This is a genomic window from Terriglobales bacterium (assembly GCA_035567895.1).
GTDB lineage: Bacteria > Acidobacteriota > Terriglobia > Terriglobales > Acidobacteriaceae > Gp1-AA112.
On record DATMPC010000001.1, the window covers coordinates 90251 to 115268 of the forward strand.

19 protein-coding genes are annotated in these 25018 nt (G+C 55.7%); 7 read left to right on the plus strand and 12 right to left on the minus strand.

The window, feature by feature from the left end; genetic code table 11:
* Positions 1-19: 19 nt before the first annotated feature.
* Positions 20-2761 carry a hypothetical protein gene (locus VNX88_00385; GenBank protein ID HWY67083.1) on the minus strand — a complete coding sequence of 914 codons (2742 nt, stop codon included), beginning with the start codon at positions 2759-2761 and terminating at the stop codon, positions 20-22.
* 214 nt (positions 2762-2975) lie between these two features.
* Between VNX88_00385 and VNX88_00390 the strand changes: the two genes are divergently transcribed.
* Positions 2976-5267: a protein kinase gene (locus VNX88_00390; protein HWY67084.1), complete on the plus strand. Its 2292-nt coding sequence runs from the start codon at positions 2976-2978 to the stop codon at positions 5265-5267.
* Here the strand turns inward: VNX88_00390 and VNX88_00395 are convergent.
* On the minus strand, positions 5264-6478 hold the full coding sequence (locus VNX88_00395) for an ATP-grasp domain-containing protein (GenBank protein HWY67085.1): 1215 nt from the start codon (positions 6476-6478) through the stop codon (positions 5264-5266). The genes VNX88_00390 and VNX88_00395 overlap by 4 nt on opposite strands.
* 483 nt (positions 6479-6961) lie before the next feature.
* Here VNX88_00395 and VNX88_00400 point away from each other — a divergent pair, with 483 nt between their 5' ends.
* Entirely contained in the window at positions 6962-7774 is an 813-nt protein-coding gene (locus VNX88_00400) for a DUF1223 domain-containing protein (GenBank protein ID HWY67086.1), read from the plus strand.
* Here VNX88_00400 and VNX88_00405 read toward each other — a convergent pair.
* The 3 genes from VNX88_00405 to VNX88_00415 form a co-directional block, all read right to left on the minus strand.
* On the minus strand, positions 7764-8600 hold the full coding sequence (locus VNX88_00405) for a response regulator transcription factor (GenBank protein ID HWY67087.1): 837 nt from the start codon (positions 8598-8600) through the stop codon (positions 7764-7766). The two genes, VNX88_00400 and VNX88_00405, sit on opposite strands and share 11 nt — an antisense overlap.
* Positions 8601-8614: 14 nt before the next feature.
* Complete coding sequence (locus VNX88_00410; protein ID HWY67088.1) at positions 8615-8995, minus strand: PilZ domain-containing protein; 381 nt, start codon at positions 8993-8995, stop codon at positions 8615-8617.
* 69 nt (positions 8996-9064) lie between these two features.
* Positions 9065-10447: a TldD/PmbA family protein gene (locus VNX88_00415; protein HWY67089.1), complete on the minus strand. Its 1383-nt coding sequence runs from the start codon at positions 10445-10447 to the stop codon at positions 9065-9067.
* A 141-nt stretch (positions 10448-10588) separates the two neighbouring features.
* Between VNX88_00415 and VNX88_00420 the strand changes: the two genes are divergently transcribed.
* The gene (locus tag VNX88_00420) at positions 10589-12061 is read left to right on the plus strand and encodes a TldD/PmbA family protein (GenBank protein ID HWY67090.1); all 1473 of its coding nucleotides are present in this window, start codon (positions 10589-10591) and stop codon (positions 12059-12061) included.
* Positions 12062-12138: 77 nt separating this feature from the next.
* Here the strand turns inward: VNX88_00420 and VNX88_00425 are convergent, their stop codons facing one another.
* Together VNX88_00425 and VNX88_00430 are read right to left on the minus strand one after the other, a co-directional pair.
* Positions 12139-13041: a hypothetical protein gene (locus VNX88_00425; protein HWY67091.1), complete on the minus strand. Its 903-nt coding sequence runs from the start codon at positions 13039-13041 to the stop codon at positions 12139-12141.
* Between the two features lie 88 nt (positions 13042-13129).
* On the minus strand, positions 13130-13273 hold the full coding sequence (locus tag VNX88_00430; GenBank protein HWY67092.1) for a hypothetical protein: 144 nt from the start codon (positions 13271-13273) through the stop codon (positions 13130-13132).
* 721 nt (positions 13274-13994) lie between these two features.
* Here VNX88_00430 and VNX88_00435 point away from each other — a divergent pair.
* The 3 genes from VNX88_00435 to VNX88_00445 all read left to right on the plus strand — a co-directional run bounded on the left by VNX88_00435 (position 13995) and on the right by VNX88_00445 (position 18042).
* A complete protein-coding gene (locus VNX88_00435; protein HWY67093.1) occupies positions 13995-15335 on the plus strand; it encodes an APC family permease in 1341 nt (446 codons plus the stop codon).
* 188 nt (positions 15336-15523) lie between these two features.
* The gene (locus VNX88_00440; protein HWY67094.1) at positions 15524-15646 is read left to right on the plus strand and encodes a hypothetical protein; all 123 of its coding nucleotides are present in this window, start codon (positions 15524-15526) and stop codon (positions 15644-15646) included.
* Positions 15647-16740: 1094 nt separating this feature from the next.
* The gene (locus VNX88_00445) at positions 16741-18042 is read left to right on the plus strand and encodes a M48 family metallopeptidase (GenBank protein HWY67095.1); all 1302 of its coding nucleotides are present in this window, start codon (positions 16741-16743) and stop codon (positions 18040-18042) included.
* Between the two features lie 39 nt (positions 18043-18081).
* On the opposite strand, the gene aroA is transcribed toward VNX88_00445, so the two are convergent.
* Positions 18082-19353, minus strand: coding sequence for a 3-phosphoshikimate 1-carboxyvinyltransferase (gene aroA, locus VNX88_00450; GenBank protein HWY67096.1), 1272 nt, complete (start codon positions 19351-19353; stop codon positions 18082-18084).
* Positions 19354-19576: 223 nt separating this feature from the next.
* Here aroA and VNX88_00455 point away from each other — a divergent pair, with 223 nt between their 5' ends.
* Complete coding sequence (locus VNX88_00455) at positions 19577-20614, plus strand: carboxypeptidase regulatory-like domain-containing protein (protein HWY67097.1); 1038 nt, start codon at positions 19577-19579, stop codon at positions 20612-20614.
* Here VNX88_00455 and VNX88_00460 read toward each other — a convergent pair whose 3' ends face one another.
* The 4 genes from VNX88_00460 to VNX88_00475 all read right to left on the minus strand — a co-directional run bounded on the left by VNX88_00460 (position 20615) and on the right by VNX88_00475 (position 24960).
* Complete coding sequence (locus VNX88_00460) at positions 20615-21412, minus strand: alpha/beta hydrolase (GenBank protein ID HWY67098.1); 798 nt, start codon at positions 21410-21412, stop codon at positions 20615-20617.
* A gap of 378 nt (positions 21413-21790) precedes the next feature.
* Positions 21791-23260 carry a hypothetical protein gene (locus tag VNX88_00465; protein HWY67099.1) on the minus strand — a complete coding sequence of 490 codons (1470 nt, stop codon included), beginning with the start codon at positions 23258-23260 and terminating at the stop codon, positions 21791-21793.
* 446 nt (positions 23261-23706) lie between these two features.
* Positions 23707-24417, minus strand: a complete 711-nt coding sequence (locus VNX88_00470) for a metal-dependent hydrolase (protein ID HWY67100.1) — start codon at positions 24415-24417, stop codon at positions 23707-23709.
* Positions 24418-24540: 123 nt separating this feature from the next.
* Positions 24541-24960 carry a GxxExxY protein gene (locus tag VNX88_00475; GenBank protein ID HWY67101.1) on the minus strand — a complete coding sequence of 140 codons (420 nt, stop codon included), beginning with the start codon at positions 24958-24960 and terminating at the stop codon, positions 24541-24543.
* Between the last annotated feature and the right edge of the window lie 58 nt (positions 24961-25018).

Consider the following 25018-nt stretch of genomic DNA (forward strand, 5'->3'; position numbering starts at 1 on the left):
AGACGCCGATCGTTCTCGACTAGCGCATGGCTCGCAAATGCGATTCCGTTGTGTTCGCCGATCCTGCAACTGTCACGTTGAAGTGATCGTGAAGGAAGTTCGCCGCCTCGTCGCGCCCCTGGGAAGATTCCGGACTCACGGCGTTCATATAGAGAACGTATTCTTCCGCGGCGCCCTCTAGGTCACCAGTCTGCGACCGGCGACGGGCTTCGGCCAGGATCTTTCCGGGCAGGAGCAGGGCTTTTTCCCGCACTGATTTAATTAACCCGTCTCGGGCCTGAATTTCCAAATCGGTGAGGAATTGAAGCTCATCGGGTTCGGTGCTCTGCTTCTTGATTCCTTCCGTATCTTCAGGCTTCACGTTGTCGAGGACGACTGCTACTTTGTGATCATCTTTTCTAATAGGAACTGCCGCATCGATTGGATTCCCAGACTGGTCCTTGATGCGGAAGGTCATATCGACTACAGCCGTCAAGTCGATGTTTTTCTTCGTGTAGTTGTAGGGCGCGATCACATTCTCTGGACGGGTTTGTTCAGTGGTCTCGAGTGTGCGGCGCGCATCGGCTACATGTTTCTGAGCCACGGTCACTGCCTCGTTCGCAGCAGCGATGACTTCCCTCTTCTTGTGCTGTGCCTGTGCATCGGCTGCGCCACGCTGAGCGGCACTGAATTGCTGCTGCGCGGCCTCGTAGTCTTGATTTGCTTGCAGCCATGCTGGGTTCTTAACTTCGTGTGTGCCGGCGCGATACTTGGATGGCAGGGTCTCCAAATTCGTGTTCTTCACTACGCGGTGCTCGAGAACCTCGGCAACCAGTACAAAGTTGGGCTGCACGGCGTCGGATTCGTTAAATTGTCGGAGAGCTTTGATGGGCAGTCCGGAAGACTCGAGTCCGTTGGCGATGGCATCTCGCAGTTGATCGGCAAAGCCGACGCTGTCGCGACGTGAGGTTTGGTCACGCAGCACAACACCCACAGAGAGCCTGGAGCGCAATTGGTATGCAGATGCGTTGCGTGCCATCGCTTCCCGCACGACCGGCATGTTCGGCCTGTAGTGCTCCGCCTCGTTCAGGTACAGCCAGCCCATGCCGACTCCCGATCCCATGGGCTTGCTCAGATATTTCTGGGCTTGCTCGACGTAGTAGGCGCTGATCTTATCGGACAGCAGGTCACGCTTGAGCTTCATCGCCGGGTCTCGACTTAGGCGGCTGGCGCGCTCGAGCAGCTCATAAGCTTGCCTGACGGCATCTTCATCCGCGCGTCCCCGAATGGGAACGTGGATTTCTTGCAGCTTCTGCGCCCGCCGAAATGCGGCTGTAACAAAGTTCTTCTCCAGAGCGGCAAGCTGGTCGGTGACGTAAGGCTGCTGCGCGTCAGGCAAGTTCGCGAGAACTTCATACGCCTCGACGAATTGAGCTTTTTCGGCGTAGATGCGGCTTTGTGCAATCGCGCTCTGGGCCGCTTGCTTATTGTTGGCGTTATTCGACTGCAGCTCGGCGTTCTTGAGAGCGGCAGCAGCGTCCCGGCTGTCACTGCGTACATCGAGCGCCTTGCGAAACTCCGCCGCAGCCTGCTCCCACGATTGGTTTTTGCCGAATTCCTGGCCGCGGATAAAGTGGACGGTGTATACGGCTGAAACAACGGCGTCGATGCGGGGCGTCTCCGACGCAAACGAACGATACGGGCGGAGAGCTGCCATGGCTTCGTCGTAGCGCTTCGAGGCGAGTGACGCTTCGGCACTCTGAACAGCAGAGCCCAACTTACGTTGTTCAGTAGCGATCTCAGCATTTAGATTCACCGCGGAGGCATATTGAGGGTTTACTGCCAGCACTTGTTCGCTGTGCTGCTTCGCGGCAATCAACTGCGCATATCCGGTCGTATGCTCGGCTAGCGTCCTGCGATAGCTCTGCAGATTGCTGCGATCGGACTCAAGCAATGAATCCAGTTCTTTATTGATCTGCTCCTTGAGCCTGCGGGCAGGAGCGTAACCAGCTACGCTCTTTTCAGCGTTATCTGCTTGCTGCTGCGCGTCCTTCAGACGTGTGAGATCACCGCGAGCCGATGATTTTCGATACTCGGCGAAGGCAGCCTCCGCCGACTCCTCGTAAATTGCTGCCATCGCGTTTTTCGCGTCGACCGCGTGCGTTGAGGATCCATAGCGAACCAGAAATGCTTGCCAAGCCGAGGCTGAATGCGCTCGCTCGGCGGAGAGATACGCTGCGAGCTCGTCATCCGGAGCGGCGACAAACACCAGACGCACCCCAGGCTTAAACGGTGGAAGCCCCAGCCCTTGAGCTGACGCAGAGACAACGAGCCCTTGAAGTAGCGCCTGATCGGCCGCTTCAGCCGGAGTGAATTCCGCCTTCTTATCGAACTTCAGACTGCCCGGAACCACGCAGACGGGTTTCGAGTTGACGACCAGTCTGAGAACGCCATCGTCGCCGCGCTCTAAAGAACTCGCGCCGGCAAGCTGCGCTTTGAACAGCATCTCGTAATTGCGCTTGTCAATTCTCTTGACACCATCGCACATGCGCAGCTCGGTTTTGCCGTTCAGCGTCACTCCACTGATCTGCACGTACGCAGGTCCATCGGAAACGTCGAAGAGAGCGATCGCAGTCGTCCGCGTGTTCGCCGCCTGCATCGAGGTGGCGAAATAGCAGAGAGAAATTGCGCATGCGAATAGACGTAACAATTGGCTTGGCTGGCGGAAGTTTCTGAACACACGCCCGCATGCCTGAAATGTGCGGTATTTTTGCGAAATCATGCCGGAGTAAGCGCCTTCTGGGGAGAGTTCTGACGGTAGCATAGGGCCACACATGCTGGGTGTCTAAGAACTAAAGAGTCAAGCACTTAGGTAATCAATGAGAAATCGTCCTTCCTCGCTATTCTTGGGTTGGTAGAAGTACGCCCGCTCTTGGGTTGGTAGAAGTACGCCCGCGCCGTCCCCAGGCTCAGGCACCCTATGTTTCTGGATCAAAATGGATTCCTTGGAACACACGCCAAATCCGTTCGAGAAGCAAGACAAGGCTCAAGTAGACGAGCGTCCCAGCTCGAAAGCGGCGTTGTGTGTGCGGCTTTGGGAGTATCCCGGACCGCAAGAAAAGCTGCGTGACCTGGACTGTGCTGCCGACGAGACCGTTGCAGGGCTGATACGCAATGTATTCTCCGAAGGCCAGGGCAAAGTGTCCGAGGTGCGTGGAAGCACGCTCATTGCCCAATTTGAGAATCCCTTACGTGCACTAGCAGCGGCAAAGACGCTGCAAGTAAAGCTGCTCACTTTTCATAGAAATCCTCCAGCTTGCCAGATCGTTGCGGCCGTTATGGTCCATAGCACTGCGCAAGCCGCTCCTTCCAGTGCCATCGCAATTGGCAGCCCCCTGAGCGAGATCAACTCGGCTCAGATCCTAGTGAGCGAAAAGATCTACGAGACGGCGAAGAATATTCCTGGATTCCAGTTTTCCGTCAAACCATTTAGCCCGGCGGCTCAAGGCGCTGAAGCGCTCTACGAGCTGCTCTGGACCGATGAGTCAACCTATTCGCACGTACGCAAGGCCGGGCAAATCGAGAGCGTCAATCCAACGGCTGCGAACCGCTATCAACTTCAATCGGAACTCGGTCGCGGCGCGATGGGTATAGTCTACAAAGCCTACGACAATGTGATCGGACGCACGGTAGCGCTAAAGACGATCTCCATTCAGCGCAACTTCGGCGATGGCGTGGAATTGGTCGACCGACTCAAGATTGAAGCCAAGGCCGCTGGCGGACTCGATCATCCCAACATCATCACTATCTACGACATTGGGCAACAAGACGGCTTCGTGTATCTCAGCATGCAGTTCGTCGAGGGGCAAACGCTCGCGAATTTGCTCGACGCCGGCAAACTTCCTCCATTGGCGACACTGTTGTCCTATGCCGACCAGATGTGCAGCGCAGTGGGATTCGCCCACCAACGTGGCGTAATCCATCGCGATCTGAAGCCTGCTAATTTCATGCTGACAGCGGATGGGGTGGTGAAGGTTCTCGACTTTGGGATTGCCAAGTTTGGCGATACGAACATGACGCTAACCGGCGTCGTGGTTGGAACACCCACCTACATGGCTCCGGAGCAGGCGACCGGCAAGAAACTAGACCAGCGGTCAGATGTCTACTCACTGGGCACAGTCTTCTACGAACTCTTCACGCGGGAGAAGCCGTTTAAGGGCGAGATAGCCGCAGTCTTGTACAAGCTGATCCATGAAGAGCCGACTCCGCCTTCAGTAATCAATCCATCGCTGCCGAATGGCATTGATTTGATTATTCGCAAAGCGCTCGCGAAGAACCCCGCCGACCGGTATCAAAGCTGCGAAGAAATGCGCGACGCGTTTCGCGAGCAGGCTGCACTGTTGAAGTCGGCAATGGAGCCGCATGTCGCGGCCGAGCAAGGCACTCAACACGCTCCAGTGCAACCACGTCCGCTCAGTTCGACGCGAATGAAGGCAGTCGAGCCGCCACGCCGTCGTGCAAATCCCTTCGGCTGGCTCACCGTAATAGCGCTTCTGCTGCTCGTAGCGACGATAGGCTGGGCTCTGCACGTGAAATCGCGTACTGGATCGTTCCCTTCTGTTGCCGGAAGAACAATCACGATTACTCGAGTCGAGCCGAAGCCTGCGGTGGCTAACCAGTCTGCAGAAGCGACCTCGGCGACCGATACACAGGCGGGCACAACTGGTCCGCAAGCTTCCGATCCCAATGCAGACAGTACGAAAGCTGCGGCGGAAACGTCGCAGGCGGCCACGGATACAACTGCTGGAGCGCAACATGCAGGCGGTGTAACAGTCTTTGCACAGCCACCCGCGAGTGGCGATGCTCATGCGAGTTCAAGTCAGGGTGCAAATCCTGAACCGGCAACGGCGCCGCCAACATCGGTGCAGGCTCCTTCCACCGTCTCTGATAGCCCGAGGGTCCCAGTAGCGAAGAACAACGTAGCGAGCGCAAAGATCAACTCAGAGCAGGCGGCCTCCTCTGATGATGAGAGCACCACGGAAGCGCCTCTTTCGGCACCAGAGCGTCATGTCAGGCCGAGAATCGTAGACAGCCAGGAAGTGGAAGGATTCACTCGCAAAGATATTCCTGATCTCCTGCGCAAGGCCGATGCTGCCGCCGGAGCCGGCGATTATCCGCTAGCGCGTTACGAATACCAAATCGTTCTGCGCCTGGACCATCTGAATGCCGCCGCGCGCAACGGACTTGCCCGCGTTCGGGCAGCCCGCGAAGAACGGCTAGGCCGCTAGTGGATCGGGCGATCCGGAGGCGGCTGGAACGCTGTGTACATCTTCTGCACCCGATCGGAATATTGCTGCAATAACTCTTCCACTCGCGCATGTTCGCTAGAGCGCACGATCATACCCACGTGCCAGGGTTTTCGCATGCGCCACACAATCTCGGAATCTCTGAACTCTTCTGTACTCGGCCACTCTTCCTTGGCCAGTGAGATTAGTAATCCTGCAGCCTCCCGCTTCGGTTGTGGAGGAACATAACTTTCGTCTTCACCGGCGACTTCGATCTTCGCCCATTCGCGCCACAAATTCACGCCGGTTGCGGCCTCGATCAATTCCGCTATGTTCGCTCCCCCTACGCGAGCCGAAGTTTCCAGAAAGTAAGTTACTCCGTCTCGCGCAACGATGAATTCGCTGTGGGAGACGCCCCACACCAGACCGAAGGCCTGCAGCACACGCCAGTTCAGCTCGCACAATTCTTTACTCTTACGATCTGCAGGGGGCAGCGTCCGCGTGGTGAATACGCCACCTTGATGAGTAACCTCCATCGGCGGCGCGCCGTACTGGCTCACAATGCAGAAAAGCAGCTCACCATGAAATGTGATTGTGTCTACGTGATAGACCTGTCCCGGAACAAACCGCTCAAGCAGGTAGAACGAGCGATCGTCACCTAAAGCCTCTAGCGACTTCCAAAGCTCATTCTCGCTGGCGATTTTCTTCAGTCCGATAGCACCGGCCTGCGATCTTGGCTTCAATATCCACGGAGCCGGTACCGCGCGCGTGAAGTCGTGTATTTCGCCGTCGTTAAGTAATCGCACGAACTCGGGAACCGGCAATTTCGCAAACTTTGCCCGGGCACGCATGGCCAGTTTGTCGCGAAAGTAGCGAGTCGTGGTCTCGCCCATTCCGGGAATGCGCATGTGCTCTCGCAAACTCGCAGCCGTTTCGAGATCGAAATCGTCTAAAGGCACGATGCGATCGATCCTGCGATTTCGGGCCAGGTGACTTACCGCGAGAACCGTGTGCTGAACGTTCCATTTCTTTTTGACGTCGGGCATGTAGAAGATCTCGTCGATGCTCTCTGTCGGCCAGTTTGCCGTTTTCATCAGGCTTTCGGATGTGAGCAGCAGCACGGTGCATCCCTGGCGTTTTGCTTCACGCAAAAACTCATGCCCTTTTTCGTAACTTGCAATGCAGAGAACTGTGAGTGGACCAGCGGCAGACATGATGGGACGAATTCAGGCGCTCGCAGTGTACCGGATGCGACCGAATCTGACGACTCCGATCATCGGTAATAGACGGCCCGATCGGCGGTACCTTTCTAGGTCTGACTACGTCACCAAAAGGGATTACTCCCAGTTTGACAGCTTCCCTGTGCCAGCGGAAAATCACGTGCCACTTCCCCGAAATCCAATTCTCCTGGAAAGTCTTGAGGAAAGCCCTATGCGCTGGGTATTCGCACTCAGCCTGATTTGGTGTATAGCCATGTTTGTAGCGGTTGCTCTATGCCGAGCGGCGGGAGCGAGCGATGTTCACGAACGAGCGATTGATTGAAAGATAGCTTCTGAAATTACCAGTAGGCATCCCGCCTGCAAACGATGTCTTCGCTCGCCCGGGCAACGCAATTTTGGTCCCAACTCTCTCCGTGCATTCCCGCTTCGGCCGGTGTTTTGACGTAATCTTTTCTCCGGACGAGAATCATAAGGACCATGAATCGCGTGCTTGCAGTGGCGTTGTGTCTTCTGTGGAGCTCGATTTTTGTAGAGTTACGCGGAACTCAGTCGGGTGCTGTCACAGTGCCTGAGAATTCCGACGCACCCGCTTCCGGAATTCTCGTGGAACTCTTTACTTCTGAAGGATGCTCAAGCTGTCCGCCTGCCGACGAGCTCCTGCGCAAGCTCGACGCGCAGCGAACCATTGCCAATAGCCAGATCGTCGTCCTTGGAGAGCACGTCGACTACTGGGATCGAACCGGCTGGCGCGATCGCTTTTCTTCGCGTGATTACACGGATCGGCAGCAAGAGTATGCCGTTCGTCTCGGCGTTCCAGAGCCATACACGCCACAAATGGTGGTCGATGGGAAGCAGGAATTTGTCGGCAATAATCCGGGTTCGTTGGAGGCGGCGCTGCGGACAGCCGCCAACGCGCCGAAGACTTCTCTATCCATCCTTGCTGCCGACATCGACGGCAACAATCTCCTCCTGAAACTCAAGACCACTTCGCTCCCGCCGGACCACAAGCGTGGGGATCTGTACGTCGCAGTGGCGGACAATTCTGATGAGACTCAAGTTCACGGAGGCGAGAACTCTGGCCGTGCGCTGAGACATGTCGCTGTCCTTCGTAGTCTGCAGAAAGTGGCGAAGGTGGGGCCGGAAGGCCTGACCAAGGACGTCACCCTACGTTTGCCAAAGGACGTCGAAAAGAACAATTTACGGGTGGTTGCGTTCGTTCAGGAATCGGGAAATGGTAGGGTGCTCGGCTCTACGGTGAGGATACTCAGCCGGACAACTGCTACTCGGTGATCGCAGCTACGTTGTTAGCGGCGGCAATTGCTGCGGATTCATCAGGAATCTGGCCGCGTCCCGAGCCTTGCAGGAGGCGGTGGTGGATGCAATACAGCGCTAACTCAAGGCGGTCAGAGACGCCCAGCTTGTCATAGACCTTGCGCAGATAATTCTTGACGACCTGCTCCGTGGTCCCAATCTCGCTGGCAATTTCTTTATTGCGCATTCCCTGCGTGACGCAGGAGATGATGAGCAGTTCCTTATCCGAAAGCTTCGTCTTCGGTCGTGGCGAAGTAAGCTGCGCCGCCTGCGCCCGGTAGGCCTCGATCACCCAGTTAACGCTTTGATTATCGATCCAGGTCTCGCCCACGGCCACTTTCCGTACGCACTTGACCAACATTTCTGGAGCGATACTTCGCGGCAGCAGGCCGCGAACTCCGCGCCGGAAGTACTCCACTGTCGTGTCTTCATCGTTCTCCGGCGAGAGCACAATCACTTTCAAGTTCGACGCTCGCTTCAGCACTTCAGAGATCGCCTCAGGAGCATTGGGCGAAATGGCGCCCTCAAAAAGAAGGACATCTGCGGGAAACTTGGCGGCGGCGGCGAGAACCTGACCAAGATTCTCCGCCTGAGCGACGACGCGAATGTCGTCTTCCAGCGCAAAAATCTTTTTCGTACCGACCCGGTAGATGGCCTGAGTGTCGGCGAGAATTACCCGGATAGATGCTGCTGACGGCTGAGCTTCAACCGGAACTGCTTCAGTCCCATTCGAAGGTGCGGTTGGATCTCCTGGTCGCGCTGGCGCAGGTTTCGATAATGGTTTGGAGGCGCCGCTGCTGCTCATGGTGGATAAACGGACTACTGGGCGCGATCAAAGTGGTATTCATCGATCACTGCTGCCACAGCCGTCCTGTCGCCTTGTTTGGAGCAGCGTACCACACGTCCGGTGCATTTCACTACGACATCTGTTGCTGTGCCCAGTACGCTGGCGGGCATCGAAATCGTGAATTCGATGCTCGACCCAATATCCATGGCTGCGTCCATGTAAAAGAGCACACCGCCGGCCGAGATATCTTCCGTCTCGCCGGTGACGCCGCTCTGCTCAGCACGAACTTGAACTGGAAGCTTAAGCGGGAACCGAACTGAACTTCTTAACTCGTCCACGGGCTCTCCCTCTGCGTAGCTCTGGCTCACGTTATATCCCCCTGCCTCCCAGAGGTAAAAGTTACCAAAGTCCACGGCGGATTGCTCCAGATTCTCAGGGGAACATGCACCTTTGGAAGAACGGAGAAGTTACCCTGTCACGGATTAAAACTTTGTTAATTCTGTGAAATTAAAGCTGTTCACCTTCATTGCCGGCACCACCATATCGAACGATTCCTCACCACTGGCCCTAACTGAACCGCTCAACATTTCAACGTTTTGCAGCATATCGATCAAGCTTTGATTGAAGCGGAAATTGCGTACTCCGCCCTGCAGCTTCCCCTTCTCGATAAGGAATGTGCCGTCACGAGTCATGCCCGTCAGGATTTTCTCGTAAGGATCAACTTCGCGGATATACCACAGGCGCGTCACCAAGATTCCGCGCTGCGTTGACGTAACCATCTCGCCAACAGACTTTGCTGCCCCATTTCCTCCCTCGACAACAATATTCATAGGTGCATCACCGATTTCGTTTGGAAGCGGAAACCCGTGGCCGGTCGGGGCAATCTTGCCTATTTGGGAGGCTAAATCCGAGTCTTGCATCTTGCGTGCGGTAGCACGGCAGAACACTAAACCCCGAATAACGCCTTTATCGACCAGGGTCACCCGACGACGCGCTACGCCTTCACCGTCGAAGGTCGCTCCAGATTGAAGAGGATGGTACACGTCATCATGAATTGTTATGTTGTCCCCGAATAAGCGGTATCCAACCCTATTGTTCAGGAAGGAACGCTGTTCAAGGAGGGCTGTGCCGCCAAAGTCGAAGAACATGAACCCAAGCAAGTCGAGGACCGCTGCAGGTTCAAGAATTACCGTGTACTTCCCTGGGGGAACTTCTCGTGGACGAGTCGTGTGAGCGGCCTTCTCAGCGGCGACTTCGGCCAGGCGTTTCGGTTGCAGATTGGCAACATTGGGTGAGTTCGCCTTCTGCCAGCCGGAAGAATCATCAGCGAGCATCGTGATCGAGACCTCTGAACTCGTCTGACGATGAATCCTTGCCAATCCCCGCGAATTAAGCAGGGCTTCCATGCTCTCGGAAGACGAATAGATTCCTGCCGCAATCTGTTTGTGCTGCTTCGCCACACTGACAATCTGTTCCACAGCGGCAGCTCGATCCTCCGGCTTGATCGCCGCAGTCGCTCCGAAGTGCCGCTGAACAGGAGTCTCATTCCCCGCCTCGGCTGAAGATGGAACCGGCAACAAGTCAGGATCCCGCTCCTGCACACGGGCAATTTGTTCCGCTGACTGCACGGCTCGCTTCAGGTTCTCGTCATCCAGACGATTCGTGGTGGCCCGCGCAGTCTTGCCATCGAGAGCAACGCGAATCGAGATTACATACCCTTCTTCCGCGACATTCTGGTGAATCGTGTTGTTGGCGAAGCGCGTGAGCGCGCTGCGTCCGCCCGCGATGATCGCCTCAACCTCGTCAGCGGAAGAGAGTTTTTGAAGGCGCGAAAAGATATCGTGAATGCGTTCTTGGGAGAGCATGTTCGAAGTGAAGACAGAGTATCAAAAGGGAGTGTGAGGGCCGTTTCACGGTGAGGCGTATTCCTCAGCCGTCCTCGGGATTGTCGGTGTACGGAATACGCGCTGACAGGCGCGAAACTACCCTTTGTATACTGCTCTTCTATGTCCATGAAAGAGGCAGCGCACTGGGCGCTAGACACAGCGTTGAAGCGTGGGGCTTCGTATGTTGACGCCCGAATCGTCAGTGACCGTCAACGGGCACTCGCCACGAAGAATGGCAAAATCGGGCACGCATCCGACTCCGAGTCTCTGGGCATCGGTGTTCGGGTGCTGGTCAACAAGGCGTGGGGATTTGCCTCCACCGACAACCTTTCGCGCGAGTCTATCGAAGCCACGGCAGCACGAGCGGTTGAAATAGGTCGCTCTTCTTCGCGTGTGCAGGAGCATCCCATCCAGCTTGCTCCGGAAAAGCCGATAGTCGCTGAGTGGACCAATCCCTGCAAGATCGATCCTTTCAGTACATCAGTTGAACAAAACCTCGCCTTGTTGATGGCCTGCGATAAGGAACTACGCTCAGTGGAAGGAGTAACGCTGGCAGAGGCGCAGATGACTTTGCGTCGCTACGAGCAATGGTTTTATTCAAGCGAAGGGTCAGACATTCATCAGACGCGTTTCAGTACTGGCGTTGGCTATGACGCGTTCTCGTTCGCCGGCACCGAGATTCAGAAGAGGTCATACCCGAACTCCTTTGGTGGCCAGTACCAAAACAAAGGCTACGAACTGATCGACGAGCTGCGCCTGGTTGAAAATGCCAAACGCATCGGTGAAGAAGCGGTCGCTCTGCACAAAGCGCCGCAGTGTCCCGAGGGGCAGTTCACCGTGATCCTCGGATCGTCGCAGCTTGGACTGCAGATTCACGAGTCCATTGGACACCCCATCGAACTTGACCGAGTGCTGGGCATGGAGGCCAACTTTGCCGGCACGTCGTTCCTCACCATCGACAAGCTGCGCAACCTGCGCTATGGCAGCTCCGATGTGAACGTAGTCGCCGACGCAACTGAGCAACACGGTCCCGGATTGGGAACGTTCGCCTACGACGACGAAGGCGTTCCGGCACAATGCACCCCCATCATCACGAATGGAGAATTCACCGGCTACCTTTCGTCTCGGGAAACCGCGCACACCATCGGCGAGCAGCGCTCCAACGGAACCATGCGCGCAGAGGGCTGGAACCGCATTCCGCTTATTCGCATGACGAATGTCAGCATCCTCCCCGGCCAGAAGCCGCTTACGCTCGATCAACTAATCTCCGGCACAGACGATGGCATCTACATGGAGACTAACCGCTCCTGGTCCATCGACGACAAGCGCTACAACTTCCAGTTCGGCTGCGAAATCGGATGGGAGATCAAGGGCGGCAAGCTCGGCCGCATGTTCAAGAACCCGTCCTACTCCGGCATTACCACTGAATTTTGGAACTCTATGGATGCGATCTGTTCTCGCGACGAATGGCGCCTCTGGGGCACACCGAATTGCGGCAAAGGCCAGCCCATGCAGACCATGGGCACGGGACACGGCGCCGCGCCGGCGCGTTTTCGCAAGATTGCCGTCGGCAGCGCCTACAAGGGCACTTAGTAGAGTGCATCTCGCCCCCGATTGGGAGTCAGATGCGAAAATCCGAAACGGGAAGAAGAGGATGGACCACCCGCATCTTAAGACGGAGTTCGGGGCTCCATATGGTATCGAGGTTGACGGCGATCTACGATTTCCTTTTGCATAGCTTGCTCGACCATGCGCTCAACCTGAGGCATGAAAGGCTCTGGGTTGAGAAGCGCAACCTTGCCGCCACTGTGTCCTAACTGCAGAGCGACTTCGTTCCACCGTAACAGCGGAGAGGTGACAGGAATGTGAACCGACTCGCGAGCGGGCTCCGGCTTAAGGAGATATCCCACCCAGATCAGTAGGGAGGCGGAGTACGCCATCGGGAGCAATTGTGACCACAGCGGGATCTTGCTGAGATGGGAGCTGCTTAAAGCCGTATATAGGAGAATTGTGCAGAATGCATCGAACCCGAATCCGAGTGCGAACCCAAATACTCGGTTCCTCATGGAAAGCCCCAGGTGCTGAGAGCCGATGAACAGAAAAATCAGCAAGGCACACTGCAACACGCCGACTATTCGCTCGAAGTCATGGACACTCGTCGATAACCAATGGTGGGGGGCTCCAGCCGACGATGCGGGATTGCTGACGAACACCACCAAGCCGACGAACAAGATTGACCCGCCAGCCCACTTGAACACTATCTTCGCCAAATCCTGCAAGCCCGCGAAAGGTTTGAATGCGGCACAGAAGATCTCATAGAGAACCGCGATGGCAGCCATGTTTGCCAGCGCCGTCCCCACCCAGTACACCGAATAGTAGGCCCAGGATGACAATCCAAATTTGCGATAGCAGAGAAAGCGAACCGCATCAAGCAGAGTGAGAAACAGGAGGTAAGAAGCAAAGAAGGTAAACTGATTCAGCAACTTACGCCGATACAACAAATAGACACAAAGCAGCTGGAGAATCGGGCAGGACAACCATATCAGAGCTGCTTGAAGTGTCAGACCGGGCATCGTCCCCTTGGTTTTGAGGAGGATATTCCCTTGCCCGGCCCAACTTCAAGCAGAAAGCATGGCCTTCGACGCAAACCTTGTCGGGTTGCTAATTGACGGCGCACCCGTCCGGGGGGCACACGGGTACAGGGGCTCCGCCGGCGACGCCGGGTTGGTTAGGCGAAATGCTGGCAGCCACGATCACTGCTCCGAGCATGATGGTTCCAATTAACAAGCGAAACGATTTCTTCATAAGTTTGTTTCCTCAAGAACAAAAAGGTAACTTGCACCCTCGCCGGTGCCAGTTACCTGATAGCAACAATATCAACCACAGCCGGTTTTCCCAACCGATTTCTTCGTGAAAACTCCATTCGAAAAGTCAGAAGATCATGGCCTGTCGGAGGCCGAGCTGCGGCAATTTTCGTTGACAAAATTCCGTTTCCGAATGCACCAGCCGGAGGGGTCGAAAGAGCTGGCAAGCCGAGCTATATAGAGCGATATAAACTGATTATAATCATACGTTTATAGCAAATCGCACCAGTAGTTGTTTAGAGTCGTTGCGCCTGGAATCTTGTGAACCTTGCGTAGCCCCGGGCTCAAAAAGCTGAGTCCCCGATCGCTGAACAAATCTCTTCACCAACCCGCGGCGAATCGTATCGAGATGGTAATCTTCGCTCCGCTGCAACTCCAAACGCTCGCTGCCATTTTCGGGTCTTTGCTTTTTGCCGCGAACTCGGGGGTCCGGTATGGATTTGGCAGCCGAAACTCCTCAGTGGTGTTGGCGCCCTTCCTGTTTGATTCTTGCTCCGACTCCAAGGATTTCGCGTGCCCTTCGATAACAACGAGGGCACCCGATTGGGTCAAGAATCCGGAAGGGGGAAATCGCACGACCAAGAGGGTGGGGCGAACCCTCAAACCTGTCGTTTTTCGTGAGCCAAATCCGATTTTAAGGAGTGCGGGAAAAAACACGCCTAGTGCGCGCGATTGGCCGTTGGTCCCTCGCGGCGCTCATGATCAACCTTGTGATCGGCAGCGGCATTTTCGGGCTGCCATCGAAGATAGCCTCGTTAACCGGCAGGCAAAGTCCGTTGGTCTTCGTGATTGCTGCGGCAGGCATTGCGGTCATTGCCGGCTGCTTCGCGGAATTAGCTTCTCGTTTTTCCGAAAGCGGAGGGCCTTATCTTTACACGCTAGTCGCCTTCGGCCGATTCGTCGGGATACAGACGGGATGGTTGAACTTGCTGTCTCGCGTGGCAGCGACGGCGGCAAGTGCAAATCTGCTTACCGTGTATCTTGCCGAGTTTTGCCCGCCTTTGGACCGCCGCTTGGCCGCGGCGTCCACGATTACGGTTCTGTTGGCCGTGCTCGCGGCATTTAACATCCGCGGAGTGAAGATCGGCGCCGGAACGAACAACCTCCTCGCCGTCGCTAAACTGGTTCCACTGCTGGCTTTTATCCTGCTGGGATGCGTGTTCCTCAGTACGCGCGGAACTCCGGTGTTCAGTGCTCACGAGTCGCATTCGACGAATGCCTGGCTGAATGCAATGCTCCTGGCCATCGTCGCCTACGTGGGATTTGAGTCCGCACTGATTCCCGCCGGAGAAGCAAAGAATCCGGAGCGCGATGCCCCGATCGCAATCCTTATCGCTTTGGCTATCTGCACTCCCATCTACGTGGTGATTCAGTTTGTGACTGTCCACGCTCTCTCCGATCCGGCGCAAACTCAGCGCCCGCTGGTAGCAGCGGCGCACACTATCGGTGGCACTCCGCTCGTTGGGCTCATCGGCATCGGCGTCGTGCTGTCGATCCTGGGATATCTGGCGGCAGCAATGATTGCCGGCCCCAGGGTACTGTTTGCGCTCGCCGAACAAAAAGATTTTCCCCGCTGTTTCGCCGCTGTCCATTCCCGATACAGGACGCCTTACATTTCAATCATCACGGTCGCCACTCTGGTGTGGGTACTTGCCTTGCTCGGCAGCTTCACCTGGAACGCCCGGCTCATGGCTGTCTCGCGGCTGGTTACGTATGCTTTGTCGTGCGCAGCGCTACCAACCCTGCGCCGCAAGAGTACCGAGCGACCACGGTTCCGTTTGCCCGCAGGGGATCTCCTGGCCGTCATCGGGATTGCCTTTTGTGGAGTACTCGTCAGCCGTATCGGCAAAGGCGAGTTCCTGATTCTATTGCTGACGCTGATGATCGGTTCTGTGAACTGGCTGATCGTGAGCCGCCGCCCTGCGCGCAGCTATGCGGAATTGAGCAGCATGACTAAATCGGCCAAAGCCACAGCCGCGAGCACCCCTGCCCCTTCGCTATAATCCTGCCGACCTCTCATCGTCCACGATTGCGATCAAACTACCTCCCGCCACCGATCCGATGCCCCTTTTCCGTTCGTCGGTCGAAAATAGACTGGCACTTGCAGTGTTGCTATAGGACCTTGGTTCTACCTTGCTCGGACTTCGGAAAGTATCCGGTTTACAGGAACTGATGGCTTGTACAAGAGGCGATGCCAAGAGCAAACACATCTCCCGAACAGATCGGAGAGGAGTTGCTTGGCATCGCCTTCTATAGAACCCGTCCGTTGCGCATCATCACCGACCCCAAGCAGTTCTCCGCCAACTATCTTTGAGCGCGTCTCGAACCTTCTCCTCGTCGGCCCATTCTGGATGGGGAAGCGTCAATGACGGATAGGGCTGAGGCCGCAGCGGCGTTGGGAGCTGGTCTCCCTCTTGTATACGTCCGCGTGCGCATTGCTATTGTGGGAAATCGTCAATTGCGGATTGGTAAACTGCCTCGCTACGGCACCTGCTTCCGCGCGTCCTGCTCGCTGAGAACCCCGAAAGGGTTCTCTTTAGACCGACGGTTTTTGATCATTCTGTGGCAGTCTTGCCACTTCCCTTTCGCTTGCATTCGTGGTACCACAGCAGTAACAGTGTCGAAGATCTGTGCCAATTCGGGAAGCGAGCTCTTTGACTCTGGCGACTCGGCACTGGCTACGCACGGTTGCCCAATGCGAATCCCACTACAGTCCCAGAATGATCCCAACGAGATTTCTGGGATATCCCACAGAGATCCCACCGAGGATTCTGGGATATCCCATCGAGACCCCATGGGATCTCGTGGGATCTCGGCGACTAAGTCCTTTAAATCTTGGGATCTCGCAAAAAAAACTCAGCCTTCAGCCCGGCAACACTCAGCCGCGGTGGTTCATTGGCGTGGCGGCATACGCAACGATACCGTGCGTACCGATCCGTCTACCAATCAGTAGCCTAGGGCATGCGATGCGTATGCCCTAGGTATGCCTGCGTATCCCTGCGTATGGCTGGGTATTGCTTTGATTTTTTTTGCAGTCCGCCTGCAAGACAATGACAACGGCTTTGTTGATAGTGGCTCCGGGAGAAAGCCGCGGAATTCGCTGTTATCCCCTGTTTCTAACGCGACAATTTAGGGTTTCGCGCAGAATTCAATGATTTCGCGATCGAATTGCGGAAAATCCCCTGTTATTTGCCCTGTTCTGCCCTTAAGCAGCGGCTTTTTTGTAGCGCTAAGTGATTCCAATTCGGTTGCCCAACTTCCGCTGTTAACTGTCATGCGCTGCAAAGTTGCACTCCGCGCCAGCGGACGTCCTGGTGACTGCCCCGACAGCGAAAAACTGTGGGCGCGCACTTGCGTGGCGGGCCTACAATGGTTAGGCTCGAAAGCCACCCCCGGGAAGTGGGCACTATGTTTGTCCCTGGTCGTTTCTCGCTTAGGATCCTTAAGCTTCTTTCCATTCTGTTGCCTTGTATCGCTGCGCTCCCTGTAAATGGTCAGACAGTTCCGGCACAAGCAACTCCACGCGCCGTAACTGAGACCGCTCTTGATCCGAGCCCGGACTTTGCGGGCTGGACTACGTCACTATGCCGCAATCCGCTGCAGGCCGATCCAAGAATCATCGCCGCATTCATGCGCCCCTGGCTCTTAACCGACAGGTTGCTAGGTTTAACTCCGGAGTCGAAGGGCACGCGTTCGCTGCCGGAGCCAAAGTCGTACAAGCTCACTCCCGATCCCTCCAATTGGTCGCCGCTTGCCTCCTCTGCTGACGAAGACGAACTCGCGTATCTTTCCGACGTATCGCGTCCTGGGCATCCTAATACTGCACAACGCATGGCTTCCGAAGCTCCTCGTCACAGCACCGCAGTAGTGCCGGCCAAGTACGATACCTCCCGAATTGGGAATCGAGAGGTAGGTCAAGGGATCAACTTTTTTTCTATCGAGAAGGAGATTGCGCTAGGCAGGGAGTTGTCGCTCCAGGTGGAGCAGAGTGCACGACTAATGACGGATCCCGCGATCACCGAATATGTGAATCGCAAGGCTCAATTGCTGGTTCAGCATTCTGATTGCAAGGTACCGTTTGTCGTGAAGATCGTGGACGACGACGAAGTAAACGCCTTCGCTCTGCCCGGTGGTTTCTTCTACGTAAATACCGGACTGATTCTCGCGGCAGACGATGAAGCCGAACTCGCGGGCGTAATGGCGCACGAGATCGCTCACGTCTGCGCGCGGCATGCGACTAAAAACCTTACGCGCGGGCAGATCACCCAATATGCTTCCCTGCCACTGATCTTTCTGGGCGGGCCGGTGGGATTCGCGATTCGCCAGATTTCCGGATTTGCCATGCCGCTTTCGTTCCTCAAGTTCAGCCGCGATGCGGAGCGCGAGGCCGACTTGCTGGGCATGCAATATCAATACGCTGCGGGCTACGATCCTACGGCATTCGTGGACTTCTTTGAGAAGCTCGAGACGGAGGGGAAAGAACCACACAACTTCGTTGCTCGCGCCTTCATGACGCATCCGATGACGGACGACCGGGTTCGTCGAGCGGAGCACATGCTTGAGAATTTTCCTGATCGCGACAGCTACATCACCGACACCAGCGATTTCGACCAGGTACGGAATCGACTTTCCCAACTTACGCGGGGTCGAGCGCTAAATGGCGGCAAACGTCCGCAGCCGACTTTGAGGCGGAGAACCGGCACCCAGTAGATACTTACTCAGGAAAGGGCGCGCCCGGGCGCTCCCTTTTCATCGCTCGAGCACACCTTCCAACATTTGGAAGAATTCCGGGAATGAAATCTGTGCCGCATCGGCTCCGTGAATCACTGTCTCTCCGTCCGCCCTAAGCGCCGCAACCGAAAACGCCATGGCAATGCGATGGTCGTGTTCGGAGTCGATCTCAGCTCCGTGCAGTTGCTGTCCACCTGGAACGGTCAGGCCATCTTCGTGCTCGGTGACTTTCGCGCCCATAGCGCGGAGATTTTTGGCTACGGCCGCGATCCGATCTGACTCCTTCACTCGGAGTTCTCGCGCGTCGTGTACCAGCAAACCATCACGCGTGTACGGAGCGATTGCCGCCAGCACAGGAATTTCATCGATTAGTGCTGCGGATTGCGAGCCAGCCAGGCGGATGCCTTTGAGTGGTCCGGCTTCCAAAGCCACCGTGCCGACGAGCTCTCCATGCTGCTCTTCCACCTGTACCATCCTGATGCGGGCTCCTAGAGCGTTTAGCACATCCAGGAGCACGGCGCGAGTGGGGTTCAGTAGCAGCGAGTCGATGACCAAATTGCTGTCGCGAAATAGCGAGGCAGCGCACAGAAAGAATGCGGCTGAGGAGATGTCCCCAGGCACAGAAGCTTCGATGGCCTTTAGCTGCTGGCCACCCTGGATGCTTACACGATTCTTATCACGGGAAATTCGTGCGCCGAATGCACGCAACGCAACTTCTCCATGATCGCGTGTGCGGACCGGCTCCTCGACACTGGTTTCGCCATCGGCGAGAAGCCCAGCAAAAAGAAGAGAGCTCTTGACTTGCGCGCTCGCAACTTGAGGTCTGTATTCGATGCTTCGCAACCTTGCGCCTTTGATATGCAGGGGCGCATGACCATCTTCTGATGAGATCTTTGCACCCATCTGCGTAAGCGGTTCTATAACGCGACGCATTGGCCGGCGAGAGAGGGAAGCATCGCCAATCATTTCGCTCGTGAACGGCTGCCCAGCAACAATTCCCGACAACATGCGCATAGTTGAGCCTGAGTTTCCGCAATCGAGAGGAACTGACGGAGCACTCAACTCACCCGCTCGTCCAATAATCGCAATCTCACCATTAGCTCTCGTCACTTCCACTCCAAGCGACCGCAGACAAGCGAGAGTACTGGCGCAATCCGCTCCGGTTGAAAAATTGCGCAGTCGAGTTGTGCCCTCCGCCAGCCCCGCCAACATCGCATAGCGATGAGAGATGCTTTTGTCGCCGGGAAGACGTATCGATCCAACGAGATTCCTAGCGGGTTTTATCACCATGTCCGTCATTTCTTCAATTCCACTCCAGAGCAGCCGCCACATAGTTGCCTGGTTGTACGATTTTTATTTCTAACCGCACCGAATTCACTCAGCCAACTAAACCCAGGAACTCTAACTCTCACTCTGAAGCACGGCGGTTACGCTGTTGCCGAGCGCTGTACGAGGTTCCCCACGGGTGACAAGGTACCTCCCGATGCTCGTGAACGACTCGAGGAACCAGGCCATGAAAGGCCGATTTGTAACGACTCTGCTGGCAATTCTCTTCTTCGCAGGCAGTTGTTTTTCTCAAATATTCAGTCCCAACTTAACATCGGGAACATCGTCCAAGATCCCCAGCTTGAACAGCGTCTCAGGTGTCGTGATTGGGAGCGATGGCGCGCCAATCGCCGATGCTCGCATTGAGTTGCGCAACGAAAACACGGGACAGACAGTTGCTTCAGGTTACACGAACGCGAGGGGACAATTCGAGTTTGCCAACCTTCCTTCCGCCCAATACGAGCTCGTAGCAACTTCCGGACTTTCGGAGGCACATGAGCGAGTCGGCCTTGAGGGACCGATTGGCCTGAAAATACGCCTGCACAATTCCAATCAAGCAGCTGCGCAAGCAGACGGAAAAGCAACGGTTTCAGTGGCGGAATACAAGGTCCCGCAAAAGGCGCGGGAGGCCTATCATAAGGCTCAGGCTGCACTTTCAAAGAACAAGCCCGAGGACACCGCTAAGTATTTGGCCAAAGCCTTGGAGATCTTTCCCGATTATGCCCCTGCGTTAACCCTTCGCGGTGTCCTCTCGCTCGATCGTTCTGATCCGAACGCGGCTATGAATGACTTTGACAAGGCAATTCACTCTGATCCGGGCTTCGCCCTCGCCTACACCGCGATGACTGCGGCACTGAACCAACTTAGAAAGTTTGATGAGGCTTTACGATCGGCAGACCGTGCCCTCACCTTGGCACCGCAATCCTGGCAAACCTACTTCGAGATGGCGAAAGCCTACGTTGGGAAGGCCGACTATCCCCATGCTCTGCAGCAATTAACCAGAGCGCAGAGCTTGAATCAGGCGGACTATGCTCCCATTCATCTCGTACGCGCACATGTGATGCTCGCAATGAAGGACTACAGCAACGCCATGAACGAGCTTCAAGCTTTCCTTGCGCTGGCTCCGCAAGATCCAAACTCTAGTGCAGCACGAAATGCTTTGGAAAAGGTAAAAGCCCTCGCTGCCTCATCCGCTAACCAGCCGATGGTCCACTCGGCCCGATGATCAGTTGAGCCGCAGGCTGTTGAGGAACTGCCATAGGACGGGCGCAAATTCGTTGGGACTCTCGAATGTGGCGTAGTGTCCAGCCTTTGGGATCACTGACAGTCTGGCTCTGCGAATATGCTGCTGCATCACCTGTGCGTGCGCCATCGGTGTGAGAGTGTCCTCCTCCCCGGCGACCACGAGCGTCTCAACATCGATTCCTCGAAGGGTGGGAACGGAGTCCGGACGCTCTGCCATTCCCTGCTGTATCGCCGCCAGTCCAGCGACTGTCATTGCGTCCATCATCTTGCGAGCTTTGGCTGCGATGTCTGGGCGATTGCGCCGCGTAGTCTCACCAATCAGAAGTTGGCTTTGCGCATCGAGAAAATGCGCTGTTCCACGGAGGCGAGCATCTTCGATCGATTTCATGCGGTTCGCCCTTCCCTGCTCGGTATCGGGCTCTGCGCGCGTGTTTGAGAGGACAAGCCCTTGAACACGGTCGCGATGTCTCCGCCAGAACTCAAAGAGAATGTAGCCGCCGATTGAGACCCCAACGAAGACTGCCTTCGCAACTTGTTCGGCATCGAGCAGTCGCCTCAAATCCTCCGCATGCTTCGCCATGGTTGCCGAACCATTTCCTACTTCGGAGCGGCCGTGAGCACGCAGGTCAGGCAGAATGAGCTTGTAGCGTGTCCAGAACCTGGCGGCTAATGGCGTCCAGAACGCATGATGCACAGGAAACGGGTGGAGCAGCACGACTGGAAATCCGTCGCCCATAGTTTCGTAGTAGAGCTGGATGTCGTTGCTGCGGATCTGCATAAGTTCTCAGTTGCGACTCCGCCGACCAAAGAAAGCCCAAGCTAAGAATCCTGCTGTCGGAATTTGCCGATAGTTGGAGCCGTCAGTCGCGTATAGCGCACGATCTCCATCGCTGAATCGCACTTCGCCTTTGACGACTTCTTTGAGCGCCTGCTCAAGCTTTCGTGATTGCGGAAAAGCTTTGTGCTTGGAAGCGTGATGCGAACTCGGAGGGAGAGGTGAAGGATTGGGTGAAGATGGCGTGAGTGAGACGAGCTTGGCCATAACCTGTTTGGATCGCTAAGATTTCCGTTTTCCTTCTGGAGCCAACCAGCATATCTCCAGAAACAGCAAAGGCAGCCAAGCTGGCTGCCTTTGCCAAATACGAAGCTACTCTGTTCAGTGGCGAGCCGCGGGCTTCTTCTTCGCAGCCGTGCCTCGCTTCGCTGGTGCCGCGGGCTTTTTGGGGGCAGTTCCCTGCTTAGCACCTTCGGTCAACGTGAGCATTACGCCACCACCGGTGTTCGGCAAGCAACCAGCAGGTTGATTCTGAGGCTGTCCAGAGGTCGCAGATTGCTGTCCGGTAGAGCCCTGGTTAGCAGCCGGCGGGAGAGGCGTATAGCTGGTCGCTTTGCCGACCCACTTTCCCTGAAGCAGAGTCCCAGGTTGTGGAACCTGAGCGGCTGGCAGCGGAGTGGCCATTCGCAGCGTAACATCAGCCTTGCCGTCATGGATGTTGTCATCCGTAGTCGCGAGTTGGAGTTCGTCCGGCGTCGCGCTGATAACTTTGGCCGCATGATCCGGACTGCTCACGGGAATACCCTTGCCGTTTAGGAAGGCCCAGACCTGCTGTGCGTCCTTCTCATTGCCCGATCCGAGCACGAAGAGCCAGTCGCCGTATGCCATCTGCGAGACGTCGGGATTTTGCTTCATGATCGTGTCGGCAAACTCGCACGGAGTAGGCTGCGGTGGAGCCGGCGTGATCGTGAATCCCGGCGGAGGGGCCGGAGAGTTTAGCGCCTTCTGCTTGACCTCGTCCCATCCGTCTAGCGAGCCGTGGTACTTCTTGTAGTAATACTGAGCAAACTTCTCGATTTGCTGCTGAGCAGCTGGATTGCCCTGAGCAAGATCGACCGCGCGCGCTGCGTAGAACAACCCAGTCACAGAGTCAGGCGGGTTCGCCTGTAAGTATGCTGTCGCTAATGGATAGACATCCTGAAGATTGTTGGCGTTTTCTGGAACAGATATAGCAGCAGACAGCGCCTTTTGTGCAGTTGGGTAATCTTTTCGCTGCACTGCGTCCATGCCGATGGCGCCGTTGAAGATCACCTTCACACCGTTTTGCAGCTTTGCAAAATCGGCATCCGACACGCCAGCAGGATGAGGCATCGAGTCTGCCGCCTGCAATCCACGCTGCGCGTACTGGGCTGCCTGACCACACAACTGTTGAGCCGCCTGTGGGCTCGTCTGCTGTCCACACTGTGCACGGGTGAGATAGGTGAGCAATGCCAGAGCCCGGACGTTGTTCGGATTTGCCTGCAGAAGCCGATTGGCAGCGTCGGTCGTTTTCGCAGCATTATTCGCTGCCTGGTATGACCCCATTAACTGTTCGAGTGTTTCCTCTTTGACGACTGTATTCGGATACTGCTGCAAGAACGCTTCGAGTGATTGGGCCTTGGCGTTCGGATCGTTGTTACTAATCGCGCTCATGTAGGCGTTGTATTCCGCAGGATCCTTGATTGTCTTCTGCTGCGGTTGAGCGCCGGCCTGTTGACCGGAAGCGGTTTGCCCGGGCTGGGCACTCTGGGAGTCCTGGGCAAAGCCACAAGCGGCAAATGCCAACAGAGACGTCACGAGCAACTTCTTCATTGAAGCTCCTTCATTAGCTGTCCGGCCAGAGCAATAAAATTGGCGGACCGCGTCACTCGGCACGAAAAGTTTTTGATTTCTGAACCACAACCCGGCTTGCACCGGACAACCCACCCGGCGCGGTCCAGCAGACGTACCACCGTCTGTTGGTTGCGCCTTTTGACCGCGGCCAGCAAACACAATCAGCAACCGCTTCTGGCAGAGAAACGCTGATTATAAGAATGCACCACGAACATAGCAAGCCATGTTGCAGGTAACAAGCTGCCTTGTGACTCTTTACTATTTAGATGCAAGCGACCGCTCATTCTTGCGCGGGATTTTCACAGGCGCACCGCGGCCAGACTCCACCGTTGTGATATTGACACCGCAACTTTTTTGAGGTTCCCGGTTTGCCGTGAGAGGTTTTTTCGAGCCGCAGTTCCTCGCTGAATCGAGGTCGCAAGACTTCAGGACAGCGTTTCTCCGTGCTGCATGGCGATGACCTTCGCGCCGCTTCCTTCGATCAATTTCTCAAGCTGTTGCGGCCGTCCCGTGAGAGCCGGGAAAGTATCGAAATGCATGGGGATGATGAACTTTGGCTTTAGCAGCTTGCAGGCGTAAGCCGCCTCTCGGGGAGACATGGTAAAGAGATCGCCGATTGGTAGCATTACCAACTCTGGCGCATAAAGTTCACGAATGATTTGCATGTCGCCGAAGACGTTCGTATCGCCAGCATGATAGAACTTGAGTCCACCTTCGATTTCAACCACGTATCCGCAAGGCTCGCCGCCGTAGATAATCTGTCCGTCGTCCTCGATGCCGCAAGAATGATCGGCGTGCACCATGGTGACGCGGACGCCTTCGACGGTCTGCGAGCCACCTTTGTTCATCGGCAGGATCTGTTTGGCACCCTTCTTCTGCAACCACAGACACAGCTCGTACACACCCACTACCTTGGGGTTGTGCTTCTTGTTGAGCTCTACTGCATCACCGATGTGGTCTCCATGCCCATGAGTGCAAAGCATCACGTCGATCTTCTTAAAACTTTTCTTTTCGTTGGGACAAGCCGGATTGTTCATTACCCAGGGATCGATGAGGATTGACTTCCCTGAAGCGGTTTCAATGTGGAAGGTCGAGTGGCCCAGCCACGTAATCTTGTTCCCTTTTAGGTCAATCAAGGCGTTTCCTCGCAAGACATAATGATTCTATTAGCGACCCTTCATCAGCGCCAAAGACAAAGGCAAAACCCCTCACGCAGATGAACGCAGATTGAAGGATGGACGCAGATTCTCAGGGATTCCTTAGATCGTGGAGCTTGCAGCTCTCCTGATTGTCTTGCGTGCGTTGTCTAACGCGAGACGCCGAATTTGCGCGCTGGGTCCAAAATTCAGCAGAAGTCCCACTTCAAAGTTTGTGGCGCGCAGGTAATTCAGAAGCTGTTTTTCGTGGCTGATATCCAGTTTCTGTACGGCCTTCATTTCTATAATCACCGATGATTCGACTACGAGATCACTGCGAAACTCACCCACGTTCATTCCACGGAACGATACCGTCACTGGATACTGTCGCTGGAAGGAGATACCAGGCGACGTGAGAACGAGACAATAAGCTTCCTCGTACACGCTTTCCAGAAAACCATAACCGAGTTCGTTGTATACCTCGAAGAAAATACCAATCAGCGTCTCGGTTAGTTCTACGTGCTTGAAGCCTTGGTCGCTCATTGCGGTCCCAAATGATATCTGAAATCTCCAAAGATCCGCGTCCCTCCCGAAATCTGCG

Excerpts from the sequence above, each read along its gene's own strand:
- VNX88_00460 (HWY67098.1), bottom strand. The coding sequence starts at position 21,412 with ATGCAGATCCGCAGCAACGACATCCAGCTCTACTACGAAACTATGGGC.
- VNX88_00430 (HWY67092.1), bottom strand. The coding sequence starts at position 13,273 with ATGAAGAAATCGTTTCGCTTGTTAATTGGAACCATCATGCTCGGAGCA.
- VNX88_00395 (HWY67085.1), bottom strand. The coding sequence starts at position 6,478 with ATGTCTGCCGCTGGTCCACTCACAGTTCTCTGCATTGCAAGTTACGAA.
- VNX88_00405 (HWY67087.1), bottom strand. The coding sequence starts at position 8,600 with ATGAGCAGCAGCGGCGCCTCCAAACCATTATCGAAACCTGCGCCAGCG.
- VNX88_00420 (HWY67090.1), top strand. The coding sequence starts at position 10,589 with ATGTCCATGAAAGAGGCAGCGCACTGGGCGCTAGACACAGCGTTGAAG.
- VNX88_00390 (HWY67084.1), top strand. The coding sequence starts at position 2,976 with ATGGATTCCTTGGAACACACGCCAAATCCGTTCGAGAAGCAAGACAAG.
- VNX88_00415 (HWY67089.1), bottom strand. The coding sequence starts at position 10,447 with ATGCTCTCCCAAGAACGCATTCACGATATCTTTTCGCGCCTTCAAAAA.
- VNX88_00425 (HWY67091.1), bottom strand. The coding sequence starts at position 13,041 with ATGCCCGGTCTGACACTTCAAGCAGCTCTGATATGGTTGTCCTGCCCG.
- VNX88_00475 (HWY67101.1), bottom strand. The coding sequence starts at position 24,960 with ATGAGCGACCAAGGCTTCAAGCACGTAGAACTAACCGAGACGCTGATT.
- aroA (HWY67096.1), bottom strand. The coding sequence starts at position 19,353 with ATGGTGATAAAACCCGCTAGGAATCTCGTTGGATCGATACGTCTTCCC.
- VNX88_00445 (HWY67095.1), top strand. The coding sequence starts at position 16,741 with ATGTTTGTCCCTGGTCGTTTCTCGCTTAGGATCCTTAAGCTTCTTTCC.
- VNX88_00400 (HWY67086.1), top strand. The coding sequence starts at position 6,962 with ATGAATCGCGTGCTTGCAGTGGCGTTGTGTCTTCTGTGGAGCTCGATT.
- VNX88_00455 (HWY67097.1), top strand. The coding sequence starts at position 19,577 with ATGAAAGGCCGATTTGTAACGACTCTGCTGGCAATTCTCTTCTTCGCA.
- VNX88_00440 (HWY67094.1), top strand. The coding sequence starts at position 15,524 with ATGCCAAGAGCAAACACATCTCCCGAACAGATCGGAGAGGAGTTGCTT.
- VNX88_00465 (HWY67099.1), bottom strand. The coding sequence starts at position 23,260 with ATGAAGAAGTTGCTCGTGACGTCTCTGTTGGCATTTGCCGCTTGTGGC.
- VNX88_00385 (HWY67083.1), bottom strand. The coding sequence starts at position 2,761 with ATGATTTCGCAAAAATACCGCACATTTCAGGCATGCGGGCGTGTGTTC.